The following is a 13,377-nucleotide window of genomic DNA, read 5'->3' on the forward strand; positions in this document are numbered from 1 at the left end:
CCCGTTTATGGCATCTGCCATTCGAAGCGTTGTTTCCTAGCAGGCATCAAAAAATCATTCTGCTGTCAATAATTCTGCTTGCTTAAGATGTTGCACGGCAATCGATGAGGACCTTCATCGCGTTCGGATTCTCGTCGAGTTGTTGGAATGCTTGAGGGAGATCGTCCAGTGGCTTTACGTCGGTGATCAGGGCTTCCAAAGGTAGTTTCTTCTCCGCCACCAGCCGTAGAGCTTTTTCGTAGTCTTTGGGTTCGTAGACGCGAGCTCCGATCATATTCAACTCTTTCCAGAAGAAATGGAAGAGGTTGATTTCAATCGGTTGCGGGTAGATGGCGACGACGACGATTCTCCCGCGAATGGCGAGTAGATTGGTCATGGTCGAAGAGGCGGCTTTTGAGCCGGACACTTCAAAAACGATATCTGCACCACTTCCTCCCGACTTCTCACGGCAGAAGGCTTCCAAGTCGACTTCGGTTGGATTGACGGCTTCGAGCCCGAGCTTGCGGGCAAACTCGATGCGGAAGGGGTTGACCTCGGATAGAATGACTCGGGCTCCCGCTTCTTGGGCGACGAGGGCGACGAGGATCCCGATCGGTCCGCCGCCGAGGACGACTGCGAGTTCATCGGGCTTGAGGTCGCCCCGGTTGACGTCGTGGCAAGCCACGGCCAGCGGTTCGCAGAGAGCGGCGAGCTTGAGATCGGTGCCCGGAGGGGCCTTGTGCAGTGTAAAGGCGGGAACAGTCCAACTGTTTTGAAATGCACCCGGAGAGTCGATCCCGATAAACTTGAGCTTCTCGCAGATGTGGCTGTGACCCCGGTCCGCCGGGGTTTCCAGGCGATTGTCGAGTGGCCGAACGACGACCGGATCGCCTGGGGCAAAGCCTTCGACGCCCTCGCCGACTTCAGCTACGGTGGCCGAAGCTTCATGTCCGATGGTCTGCGGCATCGAAACCCGTTGATCCATGGCACCGTGATAGATATGCGTATCGGTGCCGCATATTCCACAGAAGGCTACGTCCAAGCGGACTTCGCCAGGGCCTGGGGAGATGATGTCTCCCTCGCGGACGGAGAACGTTTTGTTACCTTCGTAATATGCGGCTTTCATGGTTTTGGGGGAGGTTTGGAGGTTTGGAAGTTTAGAGGTTAAGATGTTTTGAGGTTTAGAAGTTCCCAGTTCCCAGTTCCCAGTTTTTCGGTTTCCGGTTGGGAGGTGAGGGGACAGAAAGGTTGCCTTGGTGTTTTGGGGAGTTTTATCCGTCGTTTGCGATTCGCCATTTGCCATTCTCGCAGTTTAGGCTGGTGGTTGTGTTCGTGTGCGACTCGAGGACGGAGATCGTCTGTTTGTCTTGGTCTACTCCCAGTTTCCAATGGAATTGGTGGGTTGGATCTTCGATGATCCCGAGAAAGCCGTCTTCCTTCTTGAGGTGCCAAGCAGCGATTGCACCGGGAGTGTCCAGACAGATGGCGTGGGCCATGACTGAGGAAGGCTTGGGTTTGTCCTGATTCCATTGGACCAGGAGTCCGCTTCCCGGCTTCCCTTCGGTGGGCTGATTGGGAAGAGGATGATAAGCGTCATGCATGAAACCGTAGACCGGTCCAGAAAAAGAATCTTCGGTTAGGTTGAAGATCTTCATTCCTGCGTAGCCTCTGCGGGCTACCAGGCGATCCGGCTGGACAATTTTAAGATTCAGGTGTCCGTCGCGGTTGTTCAGGAGCCAGGAGCAAGAGGTTTTGACGGGCATCGAGGCCTCGACCCAATCCAGAACGAAAACCGCGTGTTCTCCGCACAGGAACCAAATCCGGGTATAGGAATCGATGGGGAGGCCGTAGGTGGCCGCGGCTTCGGAAGCAATGGCGGTCACGTCGCCCCGTTGCTCGGCGAGGAGAAGACGAGCTTTTCGGTCGATGGGTTCTCCACATCCGGCTTCGGTGGAATAACTGCGACTTCCGGAAAAGGTTTGTTCCAAGTGGCGTAGTTTTTTCGGCTCATCCTGAGGACCCAATGGATCCGGGGCATTCACCAGAAAAGAACAGGTGTTGTGAGTCTGGCTCGAGGTCTCAAGAGAGTGGATGAGATTGCGATAGCAGCTGTGCCCGGGATCGACCAAGAGGCGTTCCTCATTGTGGCTGAGAATGAAGCTGTTGAGATCTCCGTGAAGGTGGGCGATGGCGTGTAGGGGATCGCTACCCGTTCGAGTGGCGAGGACCGTTTTGCCCTCAAGCGAATTGCGGGCGATGACGTTGCCACAACTGAAGGTTTCCAAGGGTCGGATTCCGGCCTCTTCAGGACGGATCGCCTCCGCGGCCTGGGGAAGGAGGACCATCGTGAGGAATCCATAGTCGTTGATGAAACCGAAGCTGGCCCGGTCGGTCGGAAACCGATCAATGCAGGGAAGGTAGAGGGTGTCGAACAGCCATCGCGCCAAGCCGGCCATCTTGGGATGGCTCTCCTTCGCATGGACAGCGAGATGGAGAAGATTGTCTGCCGAGGGGCGATAGATGGCGGCCGAGTCTCCGAAATTCGCACTGCGGGGCATGGGGAAGGCCCCCAGCCCTGCCAATGGTTTCTGGTAGAGGAGCGAGGCGGCGTCCCAGCGCGGTTTCAATACGAAGGGTTCCAGCGGAAGTTCTGACTTCCAGTCGGGGCGACTGCGGATCAGGGCCTCGCGGGTGAGAACGAGCCCGGTCATGGCGTAGTTTCCGTATTGAAGAGACTCGCCGTAGGAGCCGTCGGGTTGGAAGAAATCGACGCATCGGCGATAGTCGTCGGCAGCGTAGGAGATTGCTTCGGAATCCTTCAGCACCGCTGCGGCGACCGTATATCCAGCCAGGAGAATGCAGCGCCAGTTGTTGGCGTGGGTGTTCTGGTCGAGCCAAGCGCGGCAGAGATCCATTCCCTTGGATCGGAGAGCTTCGAGGAGTTCTTCTCGTTCGGCTTCGGTGAAGACGTCTCCGGCAAGATCCAGAATGACTGCGAGAGACCAGCTCAGGTGGGCCGTCTCGAGATGTCCTTTGGGGGCTTCTGCTCCCCCTTTGCGAAACGCGGGTCCGACCCAATCGTCGACGGAGCGCCGGGCCACGGAGAGGGTGATGTCCCGGAGCCAGATTTTTACCGTTTCGGTAGGCTTGAGCGCGTAGGCAATCGCCGCGGTGGTGAGATACTCGGAGGAGAAATGCCACCATTCGCACGTTGCCTTCGTGTCGGCGAGGCCGGGGGACTGGGCGCGCCGGTCCACCCGGTTCAGCAGATCCCAGAAGAGGTTTCGGTAGGGTTCCTCTTTGCGGGCCTGTTGAACCAGGTCGCGCTCCCGCGCATCGAAGAAGAGGCTCATCGCAAGGCGGTCAGGTCCATGTCTTTGATCAGGACTCCGTCGGGCTGAGAAGCGACGAAGAATACCGCGGAGGCGACCTCCTCGGCTTTGAGGAACTTGCTGCGGTCGACTTCTCGGCCATCCCAGTAGGCCGTGTCGACCGAGGAGGGGGAGACTGCCGATACCCGGATCTTGTCCGCGGCAACCTGCTGCTGAAGGCCGGAGGTGTATCCGTTGAGCGCGAATTTGCTGGAGCAATACAGTGGGGCGGTCGGATTGGTGACCTTTCCGACGACCGAGGAAACGTTGATGACGTGTCCACTCTTGCGTTCCTTCATGGACGGCAGAACGGCCCGGCTGCAGAGGAAAACGCCTGTGACATTGGTGTCCATGATCTTGCGGAAGTCTTCCACCGAGCACTTGGAGAGATCGGTGGCGAAGCCAACTCCGGCGTTGTTGACGAGGATGTCGACCGGTCCCAGCTCATCGGCGATCTTCGCGAAGGCAGATGCGACGGAGGATTCGTCGGTGACGTCGACCGGGAGGGCCAGCGTCGGGGATCCACTCGACTGAACGGCCTTTTCGGCCTCTTTCAATCGTTCGGGGTTGCGGGCGAGCAACGCGACTTTGCATCCAGCTTGGGCGAAGAGTTTTGCCGCTTCGAGGCCGATTCCGCTCGAGGCTCCAGTGATGGCTACGGTGAGATTTTTTAGGTTTTTCATGGTGGGAGGTTAAGAGGTTAAGAGGTTGAGAGGTTGGGAGGTATTGGGGATCAGAAGTACCCGCCTCGGGCGACGATCTCCTGGGCTGACATCCCTTCGCGTATCCATTGTTTGAGTTCGGATTCGCCATTGGCGATTTCCTCGGCGCGGATGAGGATCTCAACGCTGAGATTTCGCGGAACGCAGAGAGCGCCATCGATGTCGGCGAAAATCAAGTCCCCGGGGCGGACGATGACATCACCCATCTGAATCGGTGTCTGCCAGGAGCTGATGCGGAAACGTCCCAGCATGCCGTTGGAGCTGCGGTAACGAATCCAGACGGGAAAGCCGAGGTCGAGTACGCGGTCGGTATCGCGGACACCGCCGTCGACGACGGCGCCACGGCAGTTCTTGCGTTGAGCCGCCATCGTCATGCACTCGCCCCAGTGAGCGGACTCGCGGTCGAGAGAGGTATCCCAGACGACGAAGGAGTTCTCGGAAATGTCGTCGAGCATCTTGGCGCGCTCAGCCATCTCATTCTTGAGAGTAAGGTTCTTGGCGCCCTTAATGGTAAAGGCAAAGCCGGCGGCTTTCATTTCGTCGCGTAGCGGGATCAAGCCGTTGGGCAGCGTCTGGTTGGTGAGTCGCTTTTCCCGGAGGGCGTCATTGACGGCGGCCGAAAAGATCTGTTCGTAGCGATCGCAGATTTCTTTTTCCGGGATCGGCAGGGGGGAGGTGGGGTTTACTTCCCGGTCGGCTTCGAGGTCTTCGAGTTTCATGGTAGTGGGCTTGGGTTAGATGGATTGAATGCCGAGCAGATGGGCTTGTCCCATCGCGAGAACCACCGGACCAAAGGCATGGTGGTCGTTGACTTTCGCGGGGTGGGCCCGGTACTCGAGCTTTGTGCCCTGCCCGGGGCTGAGGCATCCGCAGCAGGTGTGGAAGATGTCCGTATCCTCGGTGATGTAGGCGTTGAGTCCTTTGAGTCCCCGTTGGAATCGTTCCATCTCCGAATCGGGAATCAGGCCCGCTTGGATGCCCGCCCCGAGGGCGTAGAGCATAAGGCCGGAACCGGAGGTTTCGACGTAGGCGAGGCGGAGATCCGTCATCTCCTGGTGCCAGAGACCTTCCTCGTCCTGGAATTTTGCACAGGCTCGGACATGGTCTTGGAAGAGCGAGATGGCTTCGGCTTTGCGCGGATGGTCGTCGGGCAGGTAGATCGCTACATCGGCGAGGGCCAGGGCGGCCCATCCATTGCCGCGACTCCAGTGGTCCTCAGTCTTGTGGCCGGCACCGCTGAAATTGTGGGCTTGGATAACGAGTCCGGTATCCTCGCGGTGGAAGGCTTTGACCATTTTAGCCGTTTGTTGAAAGGCTTCTTCCAGGTAATCGTCGTTGCCGAGCGCGAGACCGGTGAAGAGGAGAAACGGGCTGACGGCGAAGGCGACGTCGATCCAGATCTTTTGTTCTTCCGGATTGTTGGGGTGGCAAAGGATTCCTGCGTTGTCGCGGGGAGCCTCGTTCATGATCTGCTCCGCGTATTGGCGGGCGGCCTCTTCCACTTCGGGGAGCTTTCCACGCCATAGAAGCCAGGCGGCACCGTTCCCCCCGCAGAGGTAGTTGGGGAAGTTGGCGGGAAAAGATCGTTCGCCGCGAACATAGGGCATGATCTCGCTGCGAATCTCTTCGAGAAGATTCTCGTCTTGTGTCTCGGTGGCCAAACGGGCCATTCCGTGCATCGAGACGATTCCCGGGTAAACATCATAGGAGCCTTGAACGGCTTTGTGCTTCCGGAAGGCCGCTTGGGCGAGGAGGAAAGGGGAGGTTTGTTTCATGGGTCAATCTAGGGTGGGTATTAGATCATTTTAGGGGGAGTTTCGTCTATAGAGCGGCTTGATAATGTTTGCACTATTTTGACTTGGGTGAAGTGGGTCGATTGGGGCTTGCCATGCGGCTTTGAGGGGGAGGTGAATTCTGGAGAGATTAATGAACCAGCTGGGCAGGCACACGCCTAGAGTCATGCCACTACAGCGGGAAGAGAGAGAGTCGTGGGTGCATTTCTGTTTTGGCTCTGTGAGTTTCGTCAACGAGGCTTGTTCCCGCTCGGTTTAGACGGAGCGCTGCCCTTCACGAGATGCAGCCTTTAAAGTTGAGAATCTCATTTTTGTCGATCTTCCCCCGCATCTCATCCTCTGGAGAGGAATGGCGAGAGCCATTTCTACGGGCTTGGGGAGAAGTTGGAATCTCGCGGGAAGTCACTGAAAACTGAGGTTTTCAGCTCCGCACCGTTCCGCTCCAGCGGGGCGGGAGAGTACTGAATCATTAAGGCGGGCGGGAAACTCATAGGATATTGTATTATTTTGATTCTATTGGGAGCCGAAAGAAGGTAGGGTGGTTTTATGGGCCAACGTTCGCATTCGGTGGAAATGTTCGGGGAGCCGTTCGTTCTCGCAGATGAGATGATCTTCCTCCTTCCGAAGGGAGGCAGTGTGACCATCGAGAAAGATCAATTTAAGCTCTTGTTCGTGATCCAGGCAGAGGTTCTGCATGATCTCGATGGAATGAATGGACCGCGACCGCTGCGCACGGGGGATATTCTTGTCTGCCCTCATTTCCGCTGGCACCGCTTCATCAATCCGGATCCTCATCGCGTGGCTCAGCCTCACATAATGCGCCTGTTCCTAGACGGAGAGGCGATTCGCCGCAGGGCACGGGTGCGAAGGCGCAGGCCGGAATCCAATCTCTCCGATTTCGTTTTTCATCATTTTTCGCAAACGGTCCAGTGTGAGGGGGCGATCGATAGCCACATCAACGGTTGCCTGACGGCGCTCCGCCGGGAAACTGAGGATCAGGATGTTGGTTTCCGCCACCGGGTGCGGAATATTTGCACGGATTTGTTAGTCGCAGTCGCTCGTAAAGTGGGTGATGGAGCCGGGCCCAAAAGCCCTTCTCCTGAAAAGGGTGGGCAACTTTTAGTCGTCGCGGCGAAAGAGTATATTTTGAAAAATATTGAGACTCCGCTGACCCTTGGGGAGATCGCTTGGAATACTGGAAAGGGAGAGGAACACCTTGCCCGCACCTTCAAGAAGGAGACTGGCCAGAGCGTCTTCGATTTCGTCCGGGAAGCCCGGATTAACCGATCCAAGACCTTCCTGCTCGATACCTCTTTGAACCTAACCCAGATCGCCGAGAGATCGGGTTTCAATTCCCTCTCGTTTTTCAGCCGAAGCTTTCGGGATCTGGTGGGGATGGCTCCGTCGGACTATCGGAAGCACATTCAGTCGGAAGTCACTCCAGGGCCTCGCCGTTGACCGGGGGACAGGTTACTCCGGTGGCTCGTTGTAGCGCCAGAAAGGGATGTACGCTTCTGAATATTGAGCGACCATCACTTCTTTGCTGAATCGTTCCACGTGGCCATCGACAAAGACGACATTCATGGTTCCGTCATGTGGATAGGATAGGACGGCTCCGCTGCCTCCCGAATCGACTTGTGTGTTTTGGGCGTTGGTCCAGTAGGACCCCGATCCAGGAGAGACGGTTCCGTCCATAAACAGGGCCATCCGGGCCGGGTGAGCAATCTGGTGAATGCTTGCAGGATACCAGCGATCCGACCGGACCTTCCCTTCCGACGTAGAGGTTGCGTGGTTGTTGATGCTGTAGGTGCGGTCCCATTGCTGGGTCGACGGGGTTTCCGATTCGGAGGCGGGGCATCTCATTGCGGAGGCGATTTCTCCGGGATCGTCTCCTATGGACATGTTTTCAAAACCCAGGTAGGGGGCGAGTTGATAGGGATAGGAATTGCTGCCGGGCTCGCCGTTGTAGGCCCAGAAGCGATTGTCCGGCATCCGGTGTTTATGGTCGGCGCCCCAGAGGGTGGCGGCGGCGTGTAGCTGCTTGAGATTCGCCGCGCATTTGGATGATTGGGCAAGGGCCCGAATGTGGGAAACCGAAGCGAATACGATGGAAGCGAGAATACCGATGATCGTGATCACCGTGAGAAGTTCGATGAGGGAGAAGGCTTTGCGTTGTCGACTTCTGGAAAGCCACGAGGTGTCCCGTGCGCATGAGGGGTATCTTCTCTGGGGATATCGTTTCATAGGGGTTGGGGTAGCGGAGGGAAAAGACCAGGAAGATCAGAGGATTCTACCGCCTCGATCTGCGGACCAGAAAGAGGAGAGGGGCCAAGAGGAGGAAGAGCCCGCTCATTTCCGGCTCGGGGATGGCGCTTACTGAGAGGTCGTCCAATCCGAAACCGCCTCCGTTCTGAGGTTGATCGTTGGTCCATCGTAGCCATAGGGAGTCTCCTTCCTGCCAGTTTAGACCTTCGATCGAGAGGTCGAAATCCGTTTGGTTTCCTGACCAGTCCCCATTTGCTCCACCCGCACTGGCGGATGTGGTTGAAATCGAACTACCGGTAACCGTCGAATATCCGTTTGCGGCGATTTCATTACTGGTTGAGGAAGTTACGAGGTATTCCAATGTCCAAGTGGTTTCGTTGACGTCGTTTCGCCACTTTTCGATGACATACTCAAGACTGACCCCGGAAATCGATGCTCCGGAGTTGTTGACCAGCTGAACCCCGAAATACTCCGTGTCTCCACCGTAACCATTTGAGTCAAACGTCCCCAGGGCGCGATTTGCATTGCGACCCCAGTTGTAGATGCTCCCGGTGCTGGCTGCGGAACCGCCGCTGGAACGGCCTTCGTTGAGTCCGGATCCAATGGACGAATACCAGCCCTGAAGCGTCGAGTTGTTAGTAAAGTTGAACGTTTCCGTTCCCGAGGATCCTTCGAAGAGGGGAAGGGAGTTGAAATCTTGTTCGTAGGTCCCATCGAAGGAAACCTGAGCGGCGAGGGAAAGAGGGCCGAGAACGGAGAGGATCAAGGAGAGGGGCCGAATATTTGGGGTCGTTAATTTCATAGGGTGATCGGATGTGTGAGTTGTTTTTTTTGGAGTAGATTAGATAATTTTATATTTATCTGTTAGTGTTTGTTTATGAATTATTTATATAAAAAATTAGATTTCTATAAATAGATGATTTAACAAAAAATTATGAATCTGTGACATCGTTGTTCTGGTTGCTGGCAGGATCGACGGTCCAAGGAAGATAGGGATCCTGATTGGGTCCGGCTTGTAGCCTGGGTGCACCGAAGGGAACTGCACCGGCGTCGGGTGAACCGTCGGTTTTTTCGACCGAGTCCGGCCAGCCGTTCTCTTGAGGCCGGATCGTGCCTTGGTTGCGGGCGTCGCTTTGTTCGCCGATGCGGAGGTCTGGGAACGCTTGGGTCGAATCGATGAAGTCCGGATCGCCCACGATACCCGCTTGCGTGTATTCATCTGAGAAAGTCGTGAGCTTTGCGATCTCTTCCTCTCGGATGAAAAGGTTGCCTTCCCAGACGATTCCTTGAGAGGGAGAACCCATCCCTTCGATTCCGAGGGCCCCGTCCTGGGTTCGGCTGAATATGTTGTTCACCCATTCGATGTTTTTCCATTTCTCGGGGTTGGAACGTCTTTGGACGAAGAGGCTGCGTCCCTTCGAATCGAAGGTGTTCTGGTAGATGAAAATATTCTCGGCACCGGGGCCCCAGTCGCTTCCGAATTTGAGTGGATAGCCGTAGCGCCAGGTATCCTCATACATGCGGGAGAAGAGCCCTGTCTGAACCCAGTTGCGGTAGATGTAGATGGGACCTCCCCGGTTGGAGACGAGGCTGAAGCCGACAAAGACCTCATAGCCGATGTTCTCGTAGACTTGAATATTTCGTGAGTTGTTCGACTCGAGTTCCATCATGTCGTCTTTGATGTGGTGGAGGAGGTTGGCGTACACTTTGACGTTGCGCCCTTGGATGCGGATTCCGTCCCATTGGCCTGCTATTTCGCATCCGTAAATTTCGCTGTCGTGGGCACGCAGGTGAATTCCTCCTCCCCGCATTGGGGCTTCTTCATCGCTGCTCGAGGAGGCGCCATCCCGGTAGCCATCTTTCCAAGGCCATTCGAAATCCCAGAAATTCAATATGCGGCAATTCCGAATAGTGATTCGATTGGAGAATCCCACGCCGTATTCTTCGGTAGAAATTCCGCGGTAGGAGCTCATGATCGTAAGATTCTCAAGAATGATGTCGCGGGCGGTCGGACCCTTCAGATGAACCCCGGTGAATCCCGCGTGTTTGAGGTCCAGTCCCCGCACGACCCATCCGCTACTGTTGTAGAACTGAAGAATGCCTTCGGAAGTGCCGATATTGATCGAGTAGTCGTTGGGATTTCGATCTCCTTGGAGTCGGAGGTGGACTTTGTCTTCAACCCTCCAAAGAGCGTCGCCTCGGTTGCCGGCGAGGAAGCACTCGCGATCATGATGGGAGGCGATGAGGCGTCCGTCATCATAGGAGGCCCAAGTGAGAAGGGCTCGGGACTGTCTCCCCTGCCAGGGGACCTCTGCAATCCATGCCTGGTCCTCTTCCGACCACTCCCAGCGGTCGGAATGGGGTCGCTGCAAATCTGGATCGGCTCCGTCGAGAATGACGGTTTCGCCTTCCGCAGCTTCAAGGACGAACGGATTTTGAGGGGCTGCGTTTTTTCCGGAAATGACAACACTCTCGTGGTAGACGCCTTCGCGGACGCGGATCGTATCTCCCGGATCTGCCGCGTTAATTGCCTCTTGGAGTGAAGGTGTACTCTCAATCAGCTTCTCGCCTCTCCAAATTTCGATGGGTGGATTCGCTGAGATCATGCCTGCTGCCAAGACCAAGATCGAAATGAAGAGGAGGGAAATGCGTCTTTTTGCAGCAGGGGGAACAAGCATGGGAGGACTATGCGCGATACTTCGAAAAGCATCTATTATTATTTTTGACAAAAATAACGAATCTGAAATGTTTCCTGGAGGAACAGGCGATTTTTAAAGAAGACCGCCAAGAGAGATGGAAAAAAGTGGTTCGACAGCCTCGGCAGATCTTCTGAGCGACGGTTTTCTGCATCCCAGGATCAGGAAAGCGCGACGCCTTCGCGTCCCCGCGCGCAATCTATTTCTCCCTCTCCATGGAAATCGGGAGGAAGTGCGGATTTTATTGGTCTTAGAAGGGGAAACCTTGATCGAAGAGAGTATGGGGCATCTCCTGTTGCGCCGAAATACCGTCCTGCTCTGTCGGCCGGAAGAACCGATTCTTCTCAGAGCGGGAGGTCAAAAGCGAACCGAGGTTCTGGAGCTAGTGCTGGCCGGTTCTCTAGTCCGGGATTACGCTCATCAGCTGGGAAAAATATACGGTCGGGTTTTGCGACTTCCTGAGGATCGTGATTCTCGCGCGCTTTTGAAAAAGTTGGTGAAGCGGGGAACAGAGCTCTCGGCGATGGACCTTTTTCATTGGATCTCAGGGCTCCATGAAGTGGCAAAAATTCAGATACAGAATCTCGGGCAATTGCTGGAGGGTGGGTCTAGTCTATTGGCCGATATTGCGGAACGGAATGCTTTCTCTGTGAAGTCGATTGCATTGGAGTTGGGCTGCACTGTGAATCACCTTTCTCGCAGCTGGACTCGCTATGGGCATTCTTCGTTAGTTCGTCAGGTCCGTGATATGCGGTTGGCATTGGCGAAACGTCTCCTTGAGGATTCCGACTTGCCTTTGGATGCGATTGCCGGGCGCTGTGGCTTTTCCTGTGGATCGGCTTTCTGCGCCTCTTTCAAGAAAGAGGCGGGCAAAACTCCCGGAGCCTGGAGGAAGCTCCATCGGAGTTCCAGAAGCGTTTCGTCATCTGCACATCAGGGTCGACTTAAGCCCTTCAAAGACGAGCTCCGAATGGAGGAAATTCGAGGTCATGACGAGCGACCGGTGTGTCTTTGGAACGGGCCTTTTTTTCAATTCGATGGAGGGGAGGTGAGTTTTCCCTATCACGCCCCCTATAACCTCGCACTGAACAGTATCACCACAGCATTTACTTGGGTTTGCACGCTTGAGGGCCGGGCCGAGTTTGAGATCGATGGCAAGCGATTGCAGGTCGAGCCTGGGACGGTGGTGATTCATCCCAAACCATTGAGGGCGAAATGGCATACGCCAGATCAACAACCGTGGAAAAGGGTTTGGATCCACATGAGAGACGATTGGTCCATTCGGTTGATCTCCGAGTTGTCGGCGAGCTATGCCTGGGCCTTTAAGATTCCATTGGACAGTGAACCGGTTTCCTTCGCCCGTAAGTGGGTGGAGCGTTGGAATGCCGGGCGGGGGATCCCCTCAATTCCGCGATCCCGTTCGGCCTATAAATGGCTTTGTAGTTGGGAAAGTCTGGTGAGGGACGGAAAAGCCGTTCCGCTGGCATTGCCAAATCTTCTCGATTTTCAGACGGAATCCTTCTGCGGACGGATCGGAACCATCTCCGATTACGCGGAGGCCATTGGTTTCTCCCGCGCGTATTTGTCCCGCCGATTGGGAGAGCAGTGGAATGGAGGAACGCCTTTCCAAATCGTTCGCCGTCATCGGTTGGCGCAAGCGGCGCACGAACTCCGTAGCCAGAGGAATGAGAAGATTCGGGTGATCGGCGAACGGGCACTTTACGCAAATACCAGTGCTTTTATAGCGGCTTTCAAAAAGGAATTCGGAATGACGCCGCTGGCCTATCGTCATCGCAATTTCGAATGAATGGAAAGTAAGGAGAGGTCGTGGCGTCCGTTGCAGGGCAAGGATTTGTTAGTCGCAGTCGCTCGTAAAGTGGGTGATGGAGCCGGGCCCAAAAGCCCTTCTCCTGAAAAGGGTGGGCAACTTTTAGTCGTCGCGGCGAAAGAGTATATTTTGAAAAATATTGAGACTCCGCTGACCCTTGGGGAGATCGCTTGGAATACTGGAAAGGGAGAGGAACACCTTGCCCGCACCTTCAAGAAGGAGACTGGCCAGAGCGTCTTCGATTTCGTCCGGGAAGCCCGGATTAACCGATCCAAGACCTTCCTGCTCGATACCTCTTTGAACCTAACCCAGATCGCCGAGAGATCGGGTTTCAACTCCCTCTCGTTTTTCAGCCGAAGCTTTCGGGATCTGGTGGGGATGGCTCCGTCGGACTATCGGAAGCACATTCAGTCGGAGGTTACTCCAGGGCCGAGGCGCTGAACCAGGGCAAGAACCTTTTTTGGGGGGCACCGTCTCGGTGAATTTCCCGGCCTGGTTTGGAAAATGCGATGCGGTTCGGGCTGGGGCTCTGGCCTGTCAGTGGTCTTTCGAGAGTGAGTATGAGCAACGGTTTAACGTATTGCGTGCGCATTGGCTCCCGCTTGCTCCGTTTAATTAGCTTTGGCTTTTATCTTTGCGGACCCTCCGCGGCTTTCGGTGAAGGTTTTCTTCCTTTTACCAGGTCCCCCCCCGAAAGAGGGGTAGGGAACAGAAGTAATATTC

The 13,377-nt window shown here is 55.5% G+C and carries 11 protein-coding genes; 3 read left to right on the forward strand and 8 right to left on the reverse strand.

The window, feature by feature from the left end:
- Positions 1 to 82 precede the first annotated feature (82 nt).
- The 5 genes from H5P30_RS16360 to H5P30_RS16380 form a co-directional block, all read right to left on the reverse strand.
- Entirely contained in the window at positions 83 to 1,105 is a 1,023-nt protein-coding gene (locus tag H5P30_RS16360; protein ID WP_185693989.1) for a zinc-dependent alcohol dehydrogenase, read from the reverse strand.
- A 145-nt stretch (positions 1,106 to 1,250) separates the two neighbouring features.
- On the reverse strand, positions 1,251 to 3,332 hold the full coding sequence (locus H5P30_RS16365; protein WP_185693990.1) for a heparinase II/III domain-containing protein: 2,082 nt from the start codon (positions 3,330 to 3,332) through the stop codon (positions 1,251 to 1,253).
- Complete coding sequence (locus H5P30_RS16370) at positions 3,329 to 4,033, reverse strand: SDR family oxidoreductase (RefSeq protein WP_185693991.1); 705 nt, start codon at positions 4,031 to 4,033, stop codon at positions 3,329 to 3,331. The genes H5P30_RS16365 and H5P30_RS16370 overlap by 4 nt, the downstream gene beginning before the upstream one ends.
- A 50-nt stretch (positions 4,034 to 4,083) precedes the next feature.
- The gene (locus H5P30_RS16375; RefSeq protein WP_185693992.1) at positions 4,084 to 4,791 is read right to left on the reverse strand and encodes an RraA family protein; all 708 of its coding nucleotides are present in this window, start codon (positions 4,789 to 4,791) and stop codon (positions 4,084 to 4,086) included.
- 15 nt (positions 4,792 to 4,806) lie between these two features.
- A complete protein-coding gene (locus H5P30_RS16380; RefSeq protein WP_185693993.1) occupies positions 4,807 to 5,847 on the reverse strand; it encodes a glycoside hydrolase family 88/105 protein in 1,041 nt (346 codons plus the stop codon).
- A 564-nt stretch (positions 5,848 to 6,411) separates the two neighbouring features.
- Here H5P30_RS16380 and H5P30_RS16385 point away from each other — a divergent pair.
- Positions 6,412 to 7,323 (forward strand): helix-turn-helix transcriptional regulator, encoded by a 912-nt coding sequence (locus tag H5P30_RS16385; RefSeq protein ID WP_185693994.1) that lies wholly within the window; start codon positions 6,412 to 6,414, stop codon positions 7,321 to 7,323.
- A 12-nt stretch (positions 7,324 to 7,335) separates the two neighbouring features.
- Here H5P30_RS16385 and H5P30_RS16390 read toward each other — a convergent pair whose 3' ends face one another.
- The 3 genes from H5P30_RS16390 to H5P30_RS16400 all read right to left on the reverse strand — a co-directional run bounded on the left by H5P30_RS16390 (position 7,336) and on the right by H5P30_RS16400 (position 10,808).
- Positions 7,336 to 8,109: a prepilin-type N-terminal cleavage/methylation domain-containing protein gene (locus H5P30_RS16390; RefSeq protein WP_185693995.1), complete on the reverse strand. Its 774-nt coding sequence runs from the start codon at positions 8,107 to 8,109 to the stop codon at positions 7,336 to 7,338.
- 46 nt (positions 8,110 to 8,155) lie between these two features.
- Entirely contained in the window at positions 8,156 to 8,932 is a 777-nt protein-coding gene (locus tag H5P30_RS16395; protein ID WP_185693996.1) for an endonuclease, read from the reverse strand.
- Between the two features lie 130 nt (positions 8,933 to 9,062).
- A complete protein-coding gene (locus H5P30_RS16400) occupies positions 9,063 to 10,808 on the reverse strand; it encodes a right-handed parallel beta-helix repeat-containing protein (RefSeq protein ID WP_185693997.1) in 1,746 nt (581 codons plus the stop codon).
- Between the two features lie 250 nt (positions 10,809 to 11,058).
- Here H5P30_RS16400 and H5P30_RS16405 point away from each other — a divergent pair, with 250 nt between their 5' ends.
- Together H5P30_RS16405 and H5P30_RS16410 are read left to right on the forward strand one after the other, a co-directional pair.
- Complete coding sequence (locus H5P30_RS16405; protein WP_185693998.1) at positions 11,059 to 12,633, forward strand: helix-turn-helix domain-containing protein; 1,575 nt, start codon at positions 11,059 to 11,061, stop codon at positions 12,631 to 12,633.
- Positions 12,634 to 13,095, forward strand: a complete 462-nt coding sequence (locus tag H5P30_RS16410; protein WP_185693999.1) for a helix-turn-helix domain-containing protein — start codon at positions 12,634 to 12,636, stop codon at positions 13,093 to 13,095. It begins immediately after the preceding gene.
- The last annotated feature ends 282 nt before the right edge of the window (positions 13,096 to 13,377 follow it).

The sequence above is a fragment of the Puniceicoccus vermicola genome (assembly GCF_014230055.1).
GTDB lineage: Bacteria > Verrucomicrobiota > Verrucomicrobiia > Opitutales > Puniceicoccaceae > Puniceicoccus > Puniceicoccus vermicola.